This window comes from Nesterenkonia sp. Act20 (genome assembly GCF_019173455.1).
Taxonomy (GTDB): domain Bacteria; phylum Actinomycetota; class Actinomycetes; order Actinomycetales; family Micrococcaceae; genus Nesterenkonia.
The window spans coordinates 111,475-128,959 of sequence record NZ_JADPQH010000001.1 but is presented as its reverse complement, the minus strand read 5'-3'; the positions used below and the strand labels follow the sequence as shown (position 1 = coordinate 128,959).

The 17,485-nt window shown below is 65.8% G+C and carries 18 protein-coding genes; 4 read left to right on the top strand and 14 right to left on the bottom strand.

The genetic code is table 11. The features are described 5' to 3' along the window. Positions 1-110: 110 nt before the first annotated feature. On the bottom strand, positions 111-1,715 hold the full coding sequence (murJ, locus tag IY716_RS00640; RefSeq protein ID WP_218219748.1) for a murein biosynthesis integral membrane protein MurJ: 1,605 nt from the start codon (positions 1,713-1,715) through the stop codon (positions 111-113). A gap of 111 nt (positions 1,716-1,826) precedes the next feature. On the opposite strand from murJ, the gene IY716_RS00635 reads away from it, so the two are divergent. Continuing rightward, positions 1,827-2,975, top strand: a complete 1,149-nt coding sequence (locus IY716_RS00635) for an ATP-grasp domain-containing protein (RefSeq protein ID WP_218221315.1) — start codon at positions 1,827-1,829, stop codon at positions 2,973-2,975. A 66-nt stretch (positions 2,976-3,041) separates the two neighbouring features. Then, entirely contained in the window at positions 3,042-3,806 is a 765-nt protein-coding gene (locus IY716_RS00630; protein WP_218219747.1) for an SDR family oxidoreductase, read from the top strand. Between the two features lie 66 nt (positions 3,807-3,872). Here the strand turns inward: IY716_RS00630 and IY716_RS00625 are convergent, their stop codons facing one another. Both IY716_RS00625 and IY716_RS00620 read right to left on the bottom strand, forming a co-directional pair. After that, on the bottom strand, positions 3,873-4,475 hold the full coding sequence (locus IY716_RS00625) for a DsbA family protein (RefSeq protein ID WP_218219746.1): 603 nt from the start codon (positions 4,473-4,475) through the stop codon (positions 3,873-3,875). A gap of 185 nt (positions 4,476-4,660) precedes the next feature. After that, on the bottom strand, positions 4,661-6,106 hold the full coding sequence (locus IY716_RS00620; protein WP_218219745.1) for a mycothione reductase: 1,446 nt from the start codon (positions 6,104-6,106) through the stop codon (positions 4,661-4,663). Positions 6,107-6,231: 125 nt separating this feature from the next. On the opposite strand from IY716_RS00620, the gene IY716_RS00615 reads away from it, so the two are divergent. Both IY716_RS00615 and IY716_RS00610 read left to right on the top strand, forming a co-directional pair. Beyond that, the gene (locus tag IY716_RS00615; RefSeq protein WP_218219744.1) at positions 6,232-6,561 is read left to right on the top strand and encodes a putative quinol monooxygenase; all 330 of its coding nucleotides are present in this window, start codon (positions 6,232-6,234) and stop codon (positions 6,559-6,561) included. Positions 6,562-6,621: 60 nt separating this feature from the next. Next, positions 6,622-7,407 carry a ParA family protein gene (locus tag IY716_RS00610; RefSeq protein ID WP_218221314.1) on the top strand — a complete coding sequence of 262 codons (786 nt, stop codon included), beginning with the start codon at positions 6,622-6,624 and terminating at the stop codon, positions 7,405-7,407. 138 nt (positions 7,408-7,545) lie between these two features. On the opposite strand, the gene IY716_RS00605 is transcribed toward IY716_RS00610, so the two are convergent. From IY716_RS00605 to IY716_RS00555, 11 genes are all read right to left on the bottom strand, one after another. Then, a complete protein-coding gene (locus IY716_RS00605) occupies positions 7,546-8,154 on the bottom strand; it encodes a MerR family transcriptional regulator (protein WP_218219743.1) in 609 nt (202 codons plus the stop codon). A gap of 183 nt (positions 8,155-8,337) precedes the next feature. Further along, the gene (locus IY716_RS00600) at positions 8,338-8,841 is read right to left on the bottom strand and encodes a bifunctional nuclease family protein (protein ID WP_218219742.1); all 504 of its coding nucleotides are present in this window, start codon (positions 8,839-8,841) and stop codon (positions 8,338-8,340) included. Between the two features lie 14 nt (positions 8,842-8,855). After that, positions 8,856-9,614 carry a MerR family transcriptional regulator gene (locus IY716_RS00595; protein WP_318779719.1) on the bottom strand — a complete coding sequence of 253 codons (759 nt, stop codon included), beginning with the start codon at positions 9,612-9,614 and terminating at the stop codon, positions 8,856-8,858. A gap of 91 nt (positions 9,615-9,705) precedes the next feature. Then, complete coding sequence (locus IY716_RS00590) at positions 9,706-10,176, bottom strand: FHA domain-containing protein (RefSeq protein ID WP_218219740.1); 471 nt, start codon at positions 10,174-10,176, stop codon at positions 9,706-9,708. Between the two features lie 9 nt (positions 10,177-10,185). Beyond that, positions 10,186-10,572 (bottom strand): glycine cleavage system protein GcvH, encoded by a 387-nt coding sequence (gene gcvH, locus IY716_RS00585; protein ID WP_218219739.1) that lies wholly within the window; start codon positions 10,570-10,572, stop codon positions 10,186-10,188. Between the two features lie 177 nt (positions 10,573-10,749). Further along, positions 10,750-12,000 (bottom strand): ABC transporter ATP-binding protein, encoded by a 1,251-nt coding sequence (locus IY716_RS00580; RefSeq protein ID WP_218219738.1) that lies wholly within the window; start codon positions 11,998-12,000, stop codon positions 10,750-10,752. A gap of 21 nt (positions 12,001-12,021) precedes the next feature. Further along, a complete protein-coding gene (locus tag IY716_RS00575; protein WP_218219737.1) occupies positions 12,022-12,873 on the bottom strand; it encodes a carbohydrate ABC transporter permease in 852 nt (283 codons plus the stop codon). A 2-nt stretch (positions 12,874-12,875) separates the two neighbouring features. Further along, entirely contained in the window at positions 12,876-13,868 is a 993-nt protein-coding gene (locus tag IY716_RS00570; RefSeq protein ID WP_218219736.1) for a carbohydrate ABC transporter permease, read from the bottom strand. Next, positions 13,865-15,175: an extracellular solute-binding protein gene (locus IY716_RS00565; RefSeq protein ID WP_218219735.1), complete on the bottom strand. Its 1,311-nt coding sequence runs from the start codon at positions 15,173-15,175 to the stop codon at positions 13,865-13,867. The genes IY716_RS00570 and IY716_RS00565 overlap by 4 nt, the downstream gene beginning before the upstream one ends. Before the next feature lie 134 nt (positions 15,176-15,309). After that, positions 15,310-16,602, bottom strand: a complete 1,293-nt coding sequence (clpX, locus tag IY716_RS00560) for an ATP-dependent Clp protease ATP-binding subunit ClpX (RefSeq protein ID WP_218219734.1) — start codon at positions 16,600-16,602, stop codon at positions 15,310-15,312. A 156-nt stretch (positions 16,603-16,758) separates the two neighbouring features. Beyond that, positions 16,759-17,427, bottom strand: coding sequence for an ATP-dependent Clp protease proteolytic subunit (locus IY716_RS00555; protein WP_218219733.1), 669 nt, complete (start codon positions 17,425-17,427; stop codon positions 16,759-16,761). Positions 17,428-17,485 lie beyond the last annotated feature (58 nt).

The following is a 17,485-nucleotide window of genomic DNA, read 5'->3' as shown; positions in this document are numbered from 1 at the left end:
TCATCCGCACCCGAGGCCGCGAGCTCCGGCCTGGGCCGAGGGCCCGCAGCTCAGGCTCCGCCTCCACCCGGGGCCCGAGGATCAGCGACCGTGAATCAGCGGCCCGAAGATCAGCGGCCGCGCCGCAGCAGGTTCACGCCGCGAGCCAGGACCCAGCGCTCGGGTGCGCGCAGCAGGATCAACCCGAGCACATAGACCGCGGCGACGACGGCGGCGATGACCACCGCGCCGAGCACCCCTGCCGAGGCGGAGGCTCCGGCATCGGGCTGCGCCGGCATGAGGTTGCCCGGCATCCAGGAGGCCGCTGAGACCGCGTAGCCGGCCGCGAGCGCGAGAGCTCCGAGCCCGAGCGCGCGGCCCAGCAGCCCCGCGGCGCCCCGCAGGTCCACCCCGCGGTGTCGGCGATGCAGCAGCCAGATGTTCAGCACCGCCGCCAGCACCAGCGAAGCGGTGGTCGCCGCGGCGATGCCGGCGATGCCCATGATCGGCGCGAGCAGAAGGTCGCCTGCCACGTTGAGCACCATCGCCAGCACCGCCACCACCACCGGCGACGCCGCATCGCCCACCGCGTAGGAGGCTCGCACCACGATCTGCCGACAGCCCAGGGCGATCAGCGCCGGCGCGTACCAGGCGACGGCGAGCGCCGTGTCCGTGACGGCCTGGGCATCGAAGGCCCCGTGGCCGAAGGCCAGGTCCACGAGTGGCCGGGCGGCGAGCACCAGCAGCACCGTCAGCGGGGTCAGCACCGTGACCGTGACGGCCATGCCCTGTCGGACCAGACCACGCACCTCGCTGCGATCCGAGGCTGCAGCGCTCAGTGCGGGGTAGAGCGGGACCAGCAGCGCGGTGATGACCAGGGTCTCGGGCAGGTGGATCAGTCGCCAGCCGTAGGAGAGCGCGGTGATCGCCCCCTCCTGCAGTGTTGAACCCACCGCCCGGTCCACCAGCGTGTTCACGTTGACCACGGCCGTGCCCACCAGCATCGGCGGGACCAGACGGGCGATCTCCAGGAAGCCGGGGTCGCGCAGATTGACCCGGGCGCGCAGCGGAATCCCGATGCGACGCACCGGAGGCAGCTGCATGGCCAGCCGTGCCCCGGAACCGATGACGAAGCCGACGGCGAGCGCCACCACCCCGTGCTGCGGACCGAACAGCGAGGCCGCCGCGATCATGATGATGTTGAACGGCACGCCCTCCAACGAGGACCAGGCGAATCTTCCGTGAGCCTGCACCAGGGAGGCGAGCAGGTCGGTGCCGGCGACAAGGACGGTGGCCAGCAGCATCACCCGGGTCAGGGTGGCCGCCACGTCGGCCTGTTCCCCGCTGAACCCCGGCGCGATCAGCGACGTCACCGGGCCGGCGAGCAGCCCGACGATCACCCCTGCGAGGCCCAGCACGACGAGCGTGACGGTCAGCGCGACGTCGAAGCCGCGGTGCCCGCGACACTGCCCTGACTCCCCAGCCGCCTCCCGAGCGACCCGGGGAGTGACCGAACGTGAGACGGCATCCGCGACGAGACCGAGCACGATGCTCATCAGGCCCTGGGCGACGAGGTAGGCATCAAGCTCCGGGCCGGCGCCGTAGACAGCACCGATGACGACGTCGCGCGCCAGCCCCAACAGTGTGGAGGCGGCTGTCAGCGCGGTCACCAGCAGAGCGGCCCGGGAGACGCTGAAACGTCCGGGGCCTTCTGCCCCGCTCCCCCGCCGGCTCATCGCGTTCCCCCGAGCATGGTCGTCTCTCTTCTGTGGTCTCTGGCGCGTCACAGCCTAACCCGCGTCGCCTCGCCGAATGGGAGGTGAAGCGTTGGTAGAGTCACTAAGGTGATGCACCGCCGAGCCTTGATCGTCAGCACCGCCCGTGACCGGGGCTCGCTCGCCGCAGTGCGCGCTCTGCACCGCTCCGGCTGGACCGTGGGTGTTGGGACCCCCGACGGCGGTGGCATGGTCACCGCATCGAAGGCGTGCGCCCGGCGTCATGTGGTCGCTCGCCCGCGCGGTGACGGCGCCGCCTTCGTCCACGATGTCCAGGAGGCCGTGCGCAGCGGAGGCTACGACATCGTCTTCGGTGCCGGCGATGACTGGATGGCAGCCCTCGCCGAGTTCCGGGAGCAGATCCCGGCACCGGTGGCTCACCCCCCGGCCCACGCCGTGCGCAATGCACTGGACAAGCTGGAGCTCGCCCAGGCGGCGGCACGTGCCGGGATCGCCACTCCCCGCACAGTTGCTGCCACCGAGGAAACGCTGCGCCTGTGGATCGGACCCGTGGTGGTCAAATGCCGTGAACATTGGAGCCCGGGCCAGACGATGCCGTACCGGATCGAGGCGCAGCGCTTCGACGGGCCCCGCCAGGCTCTGCCCCAGGTGGAACGCATCAACGCCGCTGGCGCCCGCGCAGTTCTGCAGAAGCCGATCGAGGGTTCGCTCAGCGCCCTGGTGGGCCTCTTTCATCACGGACGGCTCGACGGCAGGGTCCAGCAGATCAGCTCCCGGGTCTTCCCGACTCCCAACGGGGTCTCGACCCGAGCCCAGACCGTCCCGGTGGATGCCGAGCTGGCGGCCCGGGCAGAGTCCCTGCTCACAAGTATCGGCTGGGAGGGTCTCGTCGAGCTGCAGTTCCTGTTGGACGAGCAGGAGACACCGCACCTGATCGACCTCAACGGACGGTTCTACGGCTCCATGGCCCTCGCCGACGCGGCGCGCCCGGGACTCGCGCATGCCTGGGCACTGCGCACCTTGGGCGAGCCCACGCCAACGCTGGAGGACGCCGCCGTCGGGCATCGATATGCCTGGGTCGCGGGCGACGTCCGGCGCGCCGTGGCGGAGCGGCGCGACTCATTGACCCGAGACCTCGGGGAGACGGTGCGCTGGGCACGCGGAGCTCGGCACAGCGTCTGGGACCTCAGCGACCTGGGCCCGACCCGACAGCTGGTGTTTGATCGGCTGTCTCTGGCGGTGCGGTCCTCCAAGTCCTGAGTCGGCGTCGTCTCACCATTCGACCCTCACATGGTGACTGCCTCTCGGCCTCACTAGGCTGTCCTCATGATTCAGACTGATATCTCCACCCGCAGCGCGCTGGTGACCGGCGCCTCCTCCGGAATCGGCGCGGCCACCGCACACCGACTCACCACGGAGGGTTGGCGCGTCTTCGCCGTGGCTCGACGAGCGGAGAAGCTCGAGAGCCTGGCCGAGCAGGAGGGGATCATTCCGCTCATCTGTGATGTGACCGACCCGGAACAGGTGGACGCTGCGCTGGCCGAGGTCACGGCCGCGGGCGGGATCGACACGCTGATCAACAACGCCGGCGGCGCTCTGGGCATGGACTCGGTGGCCGAAGGACATGCCGAGGACTGGCGCTGGATGTACGAGGTCAATGTTCTGGGCCCGCTCAACATGATCCGCGCCTTCATCCCGATGCTGCGTGCCCACGGTGAAGGCACCATCCTCAATGTGACCTCGACCGCTGCACTCGACGCCTATGAAGGTGGGGCCGGCTACAACGCGGCAAAGTTCGGTGAGCATGCGCTGACCGGGGCGCTGCGCCTGGAGGAGGCAGAGCACAACATCCGCGTCATCGAGGTGCTCCCCGGCATGGTGCACACCGAGGAGTTCAGCGCCAAGCGGCTGCGCGGAGACGCTGCGGCCGCGGAGGCCGTCTACCGCGGGGTGAAGAAGCCCCTCATGGCCGAGGACATCGCGGAGATCATCGCCACCGCTGTCACGCTGCCCCACCACGTGAATCTGGATCAGGTGGTCGTGCGCCCCGTGGCACAGGCGGCGCAGCACAAAGTGATCCGCGAAGACTGAGCAGCGCATGAGAACGCCGGTGAGGGCATTGCCCCCACCGGCGTTCTCATGCCCCAGCAGTCTCGATCAGTCGAAGACCGGGGACTCCGTGCGCGAGCGCTTGAGCTCGAAGAAGTACGGGTACTCCGCCAGCGCCACTGCGCCGTCGAAGATCTTTCCGGCGTCCTCGCCGCGCGGGATGCGGGTGATCACCGGGCCGAAGAATGCCGTCCCCTGGAACGCCACGATCGGGGTGCCGACGTCCTGACCCACCTGGGAGATGCCCCGGTTGTGCGAGGCGCGCATCTCGTCGTCGTTGGTGTCGGTCTTGGCCACGGCCAGGAGACCCTCGTCAAGGCCCACGGCGCGCAGCGCTTTGAGCGTGGCGGACTCGAAGTCCTTGTTGCCGTTGTTGTGGATCTCGGTGCCGGCCGCGGTGTAGAACTCGCCGACCTTCTCCTCGCCGTGCTTCAACGCGACGGCGGTCGCTGCCCGGGCGGGGATCCAGCGAGCAAGCTGTTCGGCATCCTCTGCAGGTGAGGGATTCTTGTCCTCGTTGAGCACACCGAGGCTCATCACGTTCCAGTGCACTTCGATGTCACGGACCTGCTCCACTTCGAGAATCCAGCGGGAGGTGGCCCAGGCGAAGGGGCACAGCGGGTCAAACCAGAAATCTACGCGTTCAGCCATATCAGGCTCCTTTCGGGACGGGAGCGGCATGCCCCCGGCGTCGGATCAGTCGTATCGCGTGTTCGTTGTGGTGCTTCACTCCCAACAACTGGCACTGTTCGCATTCCATTCCTGAGAACTCGGCGGCGCCCCGATCGCCGGGCAGTCAGAGCGCATGGGTAGACCGGACGGTCAGCGGGAGGCGCTCAGAGCGGTGCGTCCTCGGGGATCGGGACCTCGAGACCGAGGAGCGCGTTCTCGGTGACCTCCATCAGCGCCGGGTGGATCCAGTACTGGCCGCGTGCCGCGGTATAGGCGTCCTGGCCGAAGCTCATCGCCTGGATGACCGGCTGGATGAGGTTCGAGGCCTGATGTCCCAGGACGTGTGCCCCGAGGATCTGCCCGCTGCGACGATCAGCGATGACCTTGAAGATGCCGTGACTGTCCTCCATGGCCCACCCGTAGGCGGTGTCGCCGTAGTTCTGGATCTTGGTGGTCAGGTTCTCGGCGCCTACGGCCTCTTCGGCCTGAGCTTCGGTGAGCCCGACCTGGGCGATCTCCGGGAAGGAGAAGACCGCTGCGGGAATGGCCTGTTGGCGGGAGCGGCGAATCGCGTCCGGGTGCTCCAGGTTGTGCGCGACCACGCGGGCCTCCTGATTCGCCACATGCTTGAGCATGGCCGGGGAGCTGATGTCTCCCAGCGCGTAGAGACCCTCCACGGGCTCCCCCTGCATCAGGACCCGCTGGTACTCGTCCACCGCCAATCGACCGTCCGGGTGCACGTCCAGTCCCACCTCGGCAGCGCCGAGAAGATCGGTGTTCGGGGTGCGTCCTATGGCCACCAGGACCAGGTCGACGTCATGGTCTTCGATCCGACCATCGGAGGTGACCAGTTCCACTCGGAGTCCCTGGCCCTGCTCGGTGATGCTGGTGACGGTGCGTTCATAGCGCACGGTCCAGTTCTGCTCGGCCTCGGCGGAGAACGCCGCGGAGATGTCCGCGTCCATTGCGTTCATCAACCCTCGACTGCGATTGACCTGAATGACCTCGGTGCCGAATGCCGAGAACACCCCGGCGAACTCACAGGCGATATAGCCTCCGCCGATGATGAGGATCTTCTCCGGCCGATCCTCGATACGCATGACGGTGTCGGAGGTGTGCACGCCGGGGAGGTCCATGCCGGGGACCTGGGGCAGCACCGGGCGTGATCCGGCTGCGATGACCATGCGATCAGCCTGGGCCCGAACCCCCGACTCAGAGACGAACGCGAAGGGCGCCTGGCTGAAGTCTCCGCTGAGCGTGACCTTCTCCTCCACGAGGTCCACATGATCGAGCTCCTCGCGGTACCGGTGGCCCCCCGAGGAGATCGCGTCGATGCGCGAGAAGATCCGGTCCCGCATCCCCGGCCAGTCCACGTCGGTGGTCTCCTGGGTGACGTTGAGTCGGGCGGCCTCCTCCGGTCCGCGAGCCAGCGCGGCGGGCCGGACGAACATCTTCGTGGGAATGCAGCCCACATTCAGGCAGGTGCCGCCGAAGGCGCCTGTCCCGCCCGAACCCTTATCCGCCAGGACGACGCGTTTATCGTCCCAGAAGGGTGTGATGAGGGAATTTCCGGAGCCGGAGCCGATGATGGAGAGGTCGTAGTGGGCCATGGCTCAATCCTACGGGCCGGCCGGGCGGCTCACCCACGGGAATCCCTCAGCCCATGGCAGGGTTGTCACAAGCGTTGCGCCCTGCGCTTCCCCGCCCGAATCCCTCTGTCTCCCAAGGAGAGAACATGATCCTCATAGTCGTGAAGTTCCAGGTCAAGCCCGAGTTCGCCGAGCAGTGGCCCGAGATCACCCGCTCGTTCACCGAGGCCACCCGGGCCGAACCGGGCAATAAGTGGTTCGACTGGTCGCGCAGCCTGGAGGACCCCAACGAGTACGTGCTGATCGAGGCCTTCGACGACGACGCCGCGGGTCCCCACGTCGAGTCCGAGCACTTCCAGCAGGCCACGAGCTCCGAGGGCGCCATGGCTCAGGCTCTGGTCTCCACGCCGAAGATCATCTCTCGCCAGGTCGAGGGTGAGGGATGGGACGAGATGGGTGAGATGAAGATCGACTGAGCCTCGCCGCGCGGAGCGCCGGAATGAGTTCCTGTGCCGATCATCCCTATGATGGGTACCGTGCAGATCTTGAGCGTTTCCAGCCTGAAAGGCGGGGTCGGTAAGACCTCGGTCACCATGGGCCTGGCTTCGGCCGCCCTCCAACAGGGGGTGCGGACCCTCGTCGTCGACCTTGACCCCCATGCGGACTCCACCACGGGTCTGGCGGTGAAGCGCGGCAGCGGCACCGAGGCGGGGCAGCTGCTGCGTGACGCCAAGCGCGCCACGCTCAGCGAGCACGTGGTGCGCTCCGGCTGGGTGGACCTGCTGCCCGAGGAGCGGCGCTCCACGGCGAAGCTCGACGTGGTCGTGGGCTCCGCACTCTCCGCCACCTTCGACCGCCCAGACATTCGTCCGCGGGACATGCGCCGGCTGCGCACCCTGCTCGATGGAGTGACCGGCTACGACCTGATCCTCGTGGACTGCCCGCCCTCTCTGGCCGGGCTGACTCGGATCGGCTGGGCGGCGTCGAACGGTGTGCTGCTGGTGGCCGAACCGAGCCTGTTCTCGGTGGCCGGAACCGAGCGGACCATGCGCGCCATCCGGATGTTCTCCAACGAGTACGCTCCGCAGCTGAAGTCCGCCGGCGTCGTGGTCAACCGCGCTCGCGCGGACTCCACCGAGCACGAGTATCGGCTGCTGGAGATGGAGCGGCTCTATAAGGAGAAGCTCATGCTCCCGGTGCTGGAGGAGAACCCGTTCTGGCAGCAGATCCAGGGGGCAGCGTATCCGGCGCACCAGTGGCCCGGCGATCAGGTCAGGGATCTCGCGAAGTCCTTCGACCAGCTGCTCAAACAGCTGCTCTGACTCCCCCACCCCACACCCGTTGAGGGGCGGATTCTACGAGTATTCTGGGGCTACTTCGGCCTCAGATGCCCGGAGAATCCGCCCCTCAACGCGTAGGTGGGAGGGTTCACCCCTCGCGGTGTAGGTGGGTGAGGCTGCTCAGGAGGCTTGTGAGCGACGGCGGGCGCGCAGCTGCGCGAGCTCGTCCTCTGCCACGGCCGCTTCGCCGGTCAGCGCCGACGGCTCCGGCTCGGTCCGCTCACGCGGGAGCTCGGCCAGGCTTCCTTCGACCTCGCGCCAGACGCGGCCCACCGCGATGCCGAACACGCCCTGACCGCCCTGCACGAGGTCGATGACCTCGTCGGCGGAGGTGCATTCGTACACCGAGGCGCCGTCGGACATCAGAGTGATCTGTGCCAAGTCATCCACGCCGCGCTCTCGAAGGTGCTCGATGGCGGTACGGATCTGCTGCAGCGAGACGCCGGTGTCGAGGAGGCGCTTGACCACCTTGAGCACCAGCACATCGCGGAAAGAGTAGAGGCGCGCCGAGCCGGATCCGGCGGCGTTGCGCATGGAGGGCTGCACCAGTTTGGTCCGGGCCCAGTAGTCCAGCTGACGGTACGTGATGCCGGCCGCGGCGCAGGCCACGGGTCCACGGTATCCAAGTTCCTCGTCCAGCTCGGGCAGGCCGTCGCTGAACAGCGGCTGCTGGGCAGCTGCCTGCCCCGGCCGTATGCGTTCAGCGTCCGCGTGCGATTCTGGACCCACCTGGTACCTTCCTGAAGTGCTGGAACCCGCTGGGTTAGCTCAACCCTGGATTGATCGAGCCACCCGGGTGATGCATGCGGAAACCTTGTCCCTTGACGGTATGGCGACAGCCGCCGGGGGTCAAAGACATTCGAATTTACTCTACGGCGTGTCGCCGAATTGCACTAGTCAGCGTCGACAGACTCACTCGAAGTCCTCGGGCTCTGCGTCCTCGAGGAAGCGCCGAAACTCCTTGATCTCGTCCTCGGAGATGGGTCGCTGGCCGGTCGCGGCGGTGCGCGGGGTGATGCCCACCCGGTTCAGCGTCTCGCGGTCCATGGTGACCAGACATTGCACACGCACCGCCACTGCTATGGCGTCGGAGGCGCGTGCGTCGAAGCTGCGACCGCTGCCCAGGGTGATGGTCCCGCGATAGGTGGAGGAGTCGAGCATGCTGATCTCCACGGAACGCACCCCGGAGCCCAGCCGGGTCATCACCTCGGCGAGCAGATCGTGGGTCATCGGACGCGGAGGGATCTTCTTCTCCATGGCCATGGCGACGGCGTTGGCCTCCGCCGGGCCCACCAGGACCGCCACGTGGAGGTTCTCCAGACCGGGTTCCGCCCCGCGGAGCACGACCACAGGCTGTTTGGATGGGAGTTCGATCCGAACACCCACGACATCCAGCGGAACCAGCTGGCTCTCCATGGGTCAATTCTAAGTCAGTTCTTGTCCAGCTGCTCCACTGAGGTGTCCATGATGGAGGCGCGCAGGTCCTTGAGGCACTGGAGCATCTCTTTGGAGGACTCGGCGACCCGGGCGCGCGCGGCGGTGTCTTTGCGGGCGGCATGCGGAGCCATCGCGCGGGCGATCAGGTCCAGCTCGTTGTCCGCCGAACGCCGGATGTTCGCAAGGTGCTTGGGCTCCAGCCCGTAGCGCGCCAGGACTCGCACGGCCTTGACCGCTTTGAGGTCGTGGTGGCTGTAATTGCCCTCGGCGTCGGCCTGGATGATGCGGAACTTCTCCAGCGTGTCCAACATGCCTCGGGTGGCGCCGGAGTGCGCCCTCAGCTCCTTGCGGGACATCGGACGAATTCGCCCGGTGATCTGCGCCGCCATCTCATCGGTGACCTCACGCGGACCCACCGGGGCCGCCTGCGGCAGCGCCTCGGGGGTCTCCCCCGAATCGATCGCGTCCATCGTCTGCTTGATGACGTCCAGGGGCATATAACGATCCCGCTGCAGCGCGAGGATGAATCGCAGCCGCTCCACGTCTGCCGCACAATACTTGCGATATCCGGATGCGGTGCGGGCCGGTTCGACCAGATCGCGCTCCTCCAGGAAGCGCAGCTTCGACGCGGTCAGATCGGGGAACTCGTTCTGCAGCTCGCGCAGCACTTCGGAGATCGTGAAGACATGTGAGGTGGCAGGTTCGGGCGAGGTCGGGGCCGGTTTAGGCCTCGGCGCTGGGGAAGCACTCACTGCGTGTCCTCTTTCGGGCTGTGGGGAAGGAACGAAATCAGCCTCAGGATAACGTGAAGGTCTTCCTCGCCCGCGCATTTTGATTCACCGGTCAGTCGGAATCTCTGGACCCGGCATAGAAGGTCAGACGGAACTTACCGATCTGGACCTCGTCACCGGGCTTGAGCCGGTACTCGTCCACCCGGTCGTGATTGACGTAGGTGCCGTTGAGGCTGCCGAGGTCCTTGACCTGGAATGCGCTGCCCTCTCGGAGCAGCTCCACGTGACGGCGGGAGACCGTGACGTCGTCGAGGAAGATGCCGGCCTCCGGGTGGCGTCCGACGCTGGTCAGGTCCTGGTCGAGCAGGAAGCGTGCTCCCTGGTTCGCCCCTGTGTGGGCGATCAGCAGCGCCGAGTTCTTGGGCAGGGCCGCGATCGCCTGCTGATCGTCCTCGGAGAGGTGCGGCTCTCCTGCCTGCGCTTCAACTGGAGGCAGGGAGATACTGGTCGTCTCCGCTGCACTCTGAACGTTGTCATTACCACGTGTAGTCTCCACGTCGCCTCCTCTCCTGGGGCGGTCCATCCGGGGCCTTCAGCCTACTTGGTTTCTGTAGTCCTCGGCAGTGAGCAGGGCGTCCAACCCTGAGGACTCTGCCAGTCTCACCTCGAACAGCCATCCGGCGGCGTAGGGATCGGTGTTCACCGAGCCGGGGTTCGCGTCGAGCTCGGAGTTCACGCTCACGATCTCACCGGCGACCGGCGCGTAGATGTCGGAGACGGACTTGGTGGATTCGACCTCTCCGACCACGTCACCGGCTGCCACAGTGGCCCCCACCTCGGGATGTTCCACGTAGACGACCTCCCCCAGGGCGTCCTGGGCGAAGTCGGTGATTCCGATGCGGACCACGCTGGGATCTGCGGTCGTTGCGATCCATTCGTGTTCGGCGCTGTACTGCAGCTCATCCGGGACGGTGCTCATAGCTTCGGCTCCACTCTCGACCTCGCGGTCACGGGGGCAGAAAGCAGCCGACGACGTCGGTGCCCTGCTGACCAGTTCGTTTGTCTGCGAACAACTTAGCACCCCAGGCTGGCCTGGGGGTATGCCCTTCGGTCACCAGTTCCGCGCACATCACCCGACACCGCGCCGCCGCGAAGCTCAGTCCTTCTTGGCAGCGGCGAATCGCTCGGCGTCGCGTCGTCGGTCTTCCCGAGCCTCCCGCGTCAGCTCCGCGCCTGCCTCTTCGTCGCGGGTCAGGTTCTCTCCGGAGACCGGGTCGAAGAGGTGCATCCTCCGCGTGTCGAGCCACAGCTCGGCGCTGTCTCCCCCGCGGAACCGCGAGGTGGCATCCACTTCCACCACCAGCTGGGTGCGCAGCTCATCGGCATCCATCTCCTCCGCCAGATTCTGCAGCGCGTCTGCCACCCGCTCGTCGGTCTCGTAGCCGACGTACGCGTACTGCTCATTGCCCAGCCACTCGCTGTGGCTGATCTCAGCAGTGAAGGTGGTGCCTTTGGACAACTGCACGTCACTGAGCTGAGTGGCGTCCTCGAAGAACTCCGGACGGATGCCGGCGAGCACGATGTCTCGTCCCGCTCCGGCCTTCGCGGCGCGATCAGGGATCTCGATCTTGCCCAACGGAGTCGAAAACACGTTGCCCTCCACCGTGCCGGGCAGGAAGTTCATGGAGGGCGAGCCGATGAACCCTGCCACGAACAGGTTCGCGGGCTGTTCGTAGAGCTCACGCGGGGAGGCGATCTGCTGGAGCAGACCCTTCTTGAGCACCGCCACCCGGTCGCCCAGCGTCATGGCCTCGGTCTGATCGTGGGTGACATAGACGCTCGTGGTGTTGAGCTCGCGCTGGAGGCGGGCGATCTCGGCCCGCATCTGGCCACGGAGCTTGGCATCCAGGTTCGAGAGCGGCTCGTCGAAGAGGAAGGCGTCGGCGTCGCGCACGATCGCGCGGCCCATCGCCACCCGCTGCCGCTGACCGCCGGAGAGGTTCGCCGGCTTGCGGTCCAGATGCTCGGTCAGCTCGAGCATCGTTGCGGCGTATTGGACCTTCTCGTCGATCTGCTCCTTGGTGAACTGCCCCTTGGTCAGCCGCATCGGGAAGGCGATGTTCTCGTAGACGGTCAGGTGGGGGTACAGCGCGTAGCTCTGGAAGACCATGGCGAGGTTGCGCTCCCTGGGGGCCTTCTCGTTGACGCGCTCTCCTCCGATGAGCAGGTCGCCCTCGGTGATGTCCTCGAGGCCGACGATCATGCGCAGCAGCGTGGACTTGCCGCAGCCCGAGGGTCCCACCAGGATGATGAACTCGCCGTCCTCGATGTCGATGGAGATGTCGTTGACGGCGGGAAAGCCGTCGTCGTACTTCTTGACGAGGTTCTGAAGCGTGATGGATGACATGGAAGTGGAGTCCTTTTCTACTCAGCCCTTGACGGCGCCCTGGGTCAGTCCGGAGACGATCTGTCGCTGGAAGAGCAGCACCAGCACGACGACGGGAATGGTCACGACGATGGCGGCGGCCGAGATCGCGCCGGTGGGCTCCTCGAATTGGGAGGCACCTGTGAAGAACGCCAGGGCCGCTGGCACCGGTCGGGCGGCTTCGGTGGAGGTCAGCGATATTCCATAGACGAAGTCGTTCCAAGCGATGAAGAACGCGATGATCGCAGTGGTGAAGACTCCGGGCATGGCCAGCGGGACGATCGCGCGTCGGAAGGCCTGCCACTGGGTCGCGCCGTCGACCTGCGCCGCCTGCTCCAGGTCCCAGGGGATCTGTCGGAAGAACGCGGCCAGGGTCCAGATGGAGATCGGAAGCGTCAGTGAGAGATACGGAATGATCAGACCGGGCCAGGTGTCGTAGAGCCCGATGTTTCGCCAGAGGTTGAACAGCGGGGTGACCACTGAGATCACGGGGAAGATCGAGACCGCCAGCGCGGAGCCGAGGATGATCTTCTTGCCCGGAAAGTCCAGCCGAGCGATGGCGTAGGCGCAGAGGGTGGCCAGCACGACTGCGATGAACGTGGCGATCAGGGTGATGCCGATCGAGTTGCGCAGCGCTGTGAGGAACAGCCCCTGGGCATCGCCCACGAGGATCATCTGATAGTTCTCCCAGGTCCAGCTGGAGGGCAGGAAGGACGCATTGCCGAGATCCGCCTGGGTCTTGAAGCTGGTGGCCAGGATGGCGGCCACGGGGAACAGCGCGTAGAGCAGAACGACGACGGTCAGCACCGTCCACCCGAGCCGCTGCCTGCCGGTGAGCTTTCCATTGGAGGCCATGATCACTTCCCTCCCTTGGCATCGGTGCCGCTGGCCAGATCGACCTTGAAGAACTTGATGGCGATGAAGCAGATCAACAGCACGCAGATGAACAGAATGACCGAGACGGCAGAGCCCAGACCGATCTCCAGCCGGCCGATCGAGGTCCGGTACGCCAGCAGGGAGAGCACTTCGGTATTGGCCGACCCATTGGTCATGATGAAGACGTTGTCGAAGATGCGGAAGGCATCCAGGGCCCGGAACAGCACCGCCACCATGATGGCCGCCTTCATGTTCGGCAGGATCACCCGTGTCATCTGCTGGCGCCAGCTGGCTCCATCGACCTTCGCGGCCTCGACGAGCTCATCAGGCACCTGGGCCAGTCCGGCCAGCAGCAACAGCGCGATGAAGGGCGTGGTCTTCCATATCTCGGAGGCCATGATGATGGTGATGGCAGTGCCGAAGTTGGCGAACCAGTCGAGATCACTGTCGATGCCCGGCACCCAGCCGAACCAGTTGTTCACGAACCCGGAGTTGATGTCGAACATGTAGTACCAGGCGAAGGCCGAGACCACGGTGATGATGCCGTAGGGCACGAGGATCGCCGTACGCAGCGCACCGCGGATCCGCTTGAGCGCCTTATGCATCACCAGCGCCAGTCCGAAGCCGAGGATCAGCTCCACCGCCACGGTCACCACGGTGACGAAGAGCGTCACACCCAATGCCTGCCAGAAGACTTCGACGTCGGAGAAGATGGTGAGGTAGTTCTGCAGGAACACGAAGGATCGATCATCCGGTGCGGTGAGCCGGAAGGAGAACAGTGAGTCGTAGACGGCCTGGACGATCGGGTAGGCGGTCACCGAGAGCATGATGAAGAATGCCGGGCCTGCGATCAGCCAGCCCAGCCGGGCCTCGGACTTCGCTCGATTGCTCTTCTTCTTGGTCCCGCCCTTCGGCTGGGACGATCCGCTGCTCTCGCGCTTCTGCCGCCGAGATGTTTCTGGTGCGGTAGTCACAGGAGACGCTCCCCTCTGAGGACTTCAAGGATGAAGGAGTCGGTCTCCGCCGGCGTGCTGTCTCCGCGCACCCCTGAGATGGGCGTGAACTCCTGCTGGATGGCCGTGGAGATCTCGTTGTAGAACGGAGTCTGGGGTCGGGGTGCCGCATTGGCGAGGGCCTCGCGGATGGCGTCTGCCATCGGATAGTCCTCTTCGAGGGTTTCATCCTCGTAGGCCGATTCCGAGGAGGGCGGGTTTCCGTTGGTGATGAAGTACTCGGTCTGGTTCTCTGGCTGCACGATGCATTCGATCGCGTCGAAGGCGAGGTCCTGGTTCTCCGAATCGGCGCCGACGCCAAGGTTGATCCCGCCCAGCGGCGGCGCGGAGGCGGTGTCTTCGTCCACCCGGGGGTACTGTGACCAGCCTATGTCCTCGAGGAGGTCTTGCTCCAGCACCCCCTCCTCGACGGCGGCCTTGGTCGCGGCCCAGACGAACGGCCAGTTCACCATGAAGGAGCCGTTGTCTCCCTGGAAGAGCAGCATCGACTGGTTCTCGTCCATGGAGGCAACCCCGGGGCCGGCGAGACCCTCGGTGCCGATTGTCCCGATGATCTCGGCGGCCTTCTCGCCTTCTGCGGTGTCGAAGTTGGTCTCCAGGTCCACGGCCCGCGCTTCGGGATCGACGAGGATCGAGGTGTCCTGCGACTCCACCAGAGCGTTGAGCCAGACCGTCATGGACTCCGCACGCGTGCCCTGCACGCCCAGCAGCTTGTCCTGTTCCATGGCGGCTTCGATGATCTGGTCCCAGGTGACCGGTTCGTCCATATTGAGTCCAGCCGCTTCCGTCACCGATTCCCGGTACCAGAGCAGCTGGGTGTTGGCCCAGAACGGGACGGCGACGAGTTCCTCGTTCCACATCGCTCCGGCCAGTGCGCCCTCGAGGGTGTCTTCGGTGGTGCGTTCGGCGACGTCATCTGGGACCGGTGCCAGGAATCCTGGTTCTGCCAGTTCAGGGATGAAGGGAGGATCCAGCGACATGATGTCGAGAGAGGCGTCATTGGCCGCGAGGCGCCGCGCCAGCTGTTCGCGCTGGGAGGGCGCATCCGCAGGGAGCAGCGAGGTCTGGATCTCGTAGGCGCCTTCGGCCTCATCGGTGCACTGCTGTGCGAGGGTGGCCTGACCGCCGTCGTCGGGATTGATGTACCAGGTGAGGACCGGCACGTCCTCTCCCCCAGAGCATCCGCTCAGCAGGATGCCTGCCGCGAGTGCGGCACCCACCACTCGAGCTGGGCGCCCTCTGTGCGGGGTGCCAACTGAACCACCCATGAATCTGCCGCCTCTCGTCACCCGGCGACGGTGCCGGGCCACTGAATGTGACCTGAGCCACTACGTGAGAGAGAGACTACACCTCAGCTGACGCCCAGCAAATAGCCAGACATCTCAAGGAGGGAAAATCCAGGTCAGGCCGATTTCTTGCGGAATTTCTTGGCTTCAGTCAGGGTCACAAGCTCCGCCTCGGCACCCTCCCGGACCACCGCTTCGGTGATGGTCACAGTGGCGATGTCATCCCGGGAGGGAAGCTCGAACATCACCGGGCCGAGCACGTTCTCCAGGATGGAGCGCAGACCGCGGGCACCGGTGCCGCGCAGTTCGGCCTGTTCCACCACTGCCCCGAGTGACTCGGGGGTGAACTCCAGTTCAACTCCGTCGATCGCGAAGATCTTCTGGTACTGCTTCACCAGGGCATTGCGGGGTTTGGTGAGGATATCGGTGAGCGCGGCAGCGTCGAGCTGTTCCACCGTCGCGATGACCGGAAGACGGCCGATGAGCTCGGGAATCAGGCCGAACTTGTGCAGGTCCTCGGGCTCGACGTCCGCGTAGCTGGCCTCACCGCGGGTGATGGTCGACAGCGGCGCGCCGAAGCCGATCCCCTTGCGACCGGCGCGGGACTCGATCATCTCCTCGAGCCCGGCGAACGCACCGGCGACGATGAACAGGATGTTGGAGGTGTCGATCTGGATGAACTCCTGCTGCGGATGCTTGCGCCCGCCCTGCGGAGCCACCGAGGCCACGGTTCCCTCGAGGATCTTCAGCAGAGCCTGCTGGACCCCCTCACCGGATACATCACGAGTGATGGATGGGTTCTCGGATTTGCGGGAGATCTTGTCGATCTCGTCGATGTAGATGATGCCCTGTTCGGCCTTCTTCACATCGCCGTCGGCCGCCTGGATGAGCTTGAGCAGGATATTCTCCACGTCTTCACCGACATAGCCAGCCTCGGTGAGGCTGGTCGCGTCGGCGACGATGAAGGGAACCTGCAGCTTTCGGGCGAGCGACTGAGCAAGATAGGTCTTGCCGGAACCGGTGGGGCCGACCATGAGAATGTTGGACTTGCCGATCTCGACATCGTCCAGGGGGCCCTTCTCCAGGGATGTGGTCTTCTTCGCCGAGCCGGTGGCCTGGATCCGCTTGTAGTGATTGTGCACCGCCACGGAGAGCGACCGTTTGGCCTTGTCCTGGCCGATCACGTACTCGTCGAGGAAATCGTAGATCTCGCGCGGTTTGGGCAGCTCAAAGTCATCGGGCTCCTGCACCTCATTGAGGTACTCCTCGATGATTTCGTTGCACAGTTCTATGCACTCGTCACAGATGTAGACGCCCGGTCCAGCGATCAGCTTGTACCGGACCTGCTTCTGGCTCTTTCCGCAGAATGAGCACTTGAGCAGATCTGCGCTCTCACCTATGCGTGCCATGGATGTGCAATCCCCTCAAGACCTGATGTGTGATTCGTATCTAGGGTACTTCAGGGCCCTGACACGATCGGGGACGTCCGTGAAGAACGTCCCCGATCGAGTCATATGTGAAGCGGAGCATGATCCGGCAACGGTCTCATGCGCCGAGGCCCTGGATCAGACCGGCAGCTTGCGTGAGGCGAGGACCTCATCGACCAGGCCGTATTCCTTGGCACCGGCGGCCGAGAGGAACTTGTCGCGGTCGATGTCCTCGGCGACCTCATCCTTGGACTTCTTGGTCAGATCGGCCAGCACCTCTTCCATCCAGTCACGGATGCGGCGCACCTCATCGGCCTGGATCTGCAGGTCCGTGGCGGTGCCCTGAGTGCCACCCACTGCTGGTTGGTGGATCAGCACGCGCGCGTTGGGCAGCGCGAGGCGCTTGCCGGGGGTGCCCGCGGCGAGCAGGACCGCCGCGGCGGAGGCCGCCTGACCCAGGCAGACCGTCTGGATATGCGGTCGCACGAACTGCATGGTGTCGTAGATGGCGGTCATCGCCGTGAAGGAACCGCCCGGGGAGTTGATGTAGAGCGTGATGTCCCGCTCCGAGTCCATGGACTCCAGCACCAGCAGCTGCGCCATGATGTCATCCGCCGAGGCGTCGTCGACCTGGCTGCCCAGGAACACGATGCGGTCCTCGAAGAGCTTCGCGTAGGGGTCCTGACGCTTGAAGCCGTAGGGGGTGCGCTCCTCGAAGGAGGGCAGGATGTAGCGGGAATCGGGCATGGTCGGCGCGCTGGGCTGGGCAGCGGGGAGGCCGGGTGCCGAGTTGTCAAAGAGGTTCATGTCAGATGTGCTCCTGTGGTCCTGGTGCGAAACGCTGGCAGACGGTGATCTTCTCCCG

Coding starts and splice junctions, on each gene's coding strand:
- murJ (WP_218219748.1), bottom strand. CDS start 1,715: ATGAGCCGGCGGGGGAGCGGGGCAGAAGGCCCCGGACGTTTCAGCGTC.
- IY716_RS00635 (WP_218221315.1), top strand. CDS start 1,827: ATGCACCGCCGAGCCTTGATCGTCAGCACCGCCCGTGACCGGGGCTCG.
- IY716_RS00630 (WP_218219747.1), top strand. CDS start 3,042: ATGATTCAGACTGATATCTCCACCCGCAGCGCGCTGGTGACCGGCGCC.
- IY716_RS00625 (WP_218219746.1), bottom strand. CDS start 4,475: ATGGCTGAACGCGTAGATTTCTGGTTTGACCCGCTGTGCCCCTTCGCC.
- IY716_RS00620 (WP_218219745.1), bottom strand. CDS start 6,106: ATGGCCCACTACGACCTCTCCATCATCGGCTCCGGCTCCGGAAATTCC.
- IY716_RS00615 (WP_218219744.1), top strand. CDS start 6,232: ATGATCCTCATAGTCGTGAAGTTCCAGGTCAAGCCCGAGTTCGCCGAG.
- IY716_RS00600 (WP_218219742.1), bottom strand. CDS start 8,841: ATGGAGAGCCAGCTGGTTCCGCTGGATGTCGTGGGTGTTCGGATCGAA.
- IY716_RS00590 (WP_218219740.1), bottom strand. CDS start 10,176: ATGGACCGCCCCAGGAGAGGAGGCGACGTGGAGACTACACGTGGTAAT.
- gcvH (WP_218219739.1), bottom strand. CDS start 10,572: ATGAGCACCGTCCCGGATGAGCTGCAGTACAGCGCCGAACACGAATGG.
- IY716_RS00580 (WP_218219738.1), bottom strand. CDS start 12,000: ATGTCATCCATCACGCTTCAGAACCTCGTCAAGAAGTACGACGACGGC.
- IY716_RS00575 (WP_218219737.1), bottom strand. CDS start 12,873: ATGGCCTCCAATGGAAAGCTCACCGGCAGGCAGCGGCTCGGGTGGACG.
- IY716_RS00565 (WP_218219735.1), bottom strand. CDS start 15,175: ATGGGTGGTTCAGTTGGCACCCCGCACAGAGGGCGCCCAGCTCGAGTG.
- clpX (WP_218219734.1), bottom strand. CDS start 16,602: ATGGCACGCATAGGTGAGAGCGCAGATCTGCTCAAGTGCTCATTCTGC.
- IY716_RS00555 (WP_218219733.1), bottom strand. CDS start 17,427: ATGAACCTCTTTGACAACTCGGCACCCGGCCTCCCCGCTGCCCAGCCC.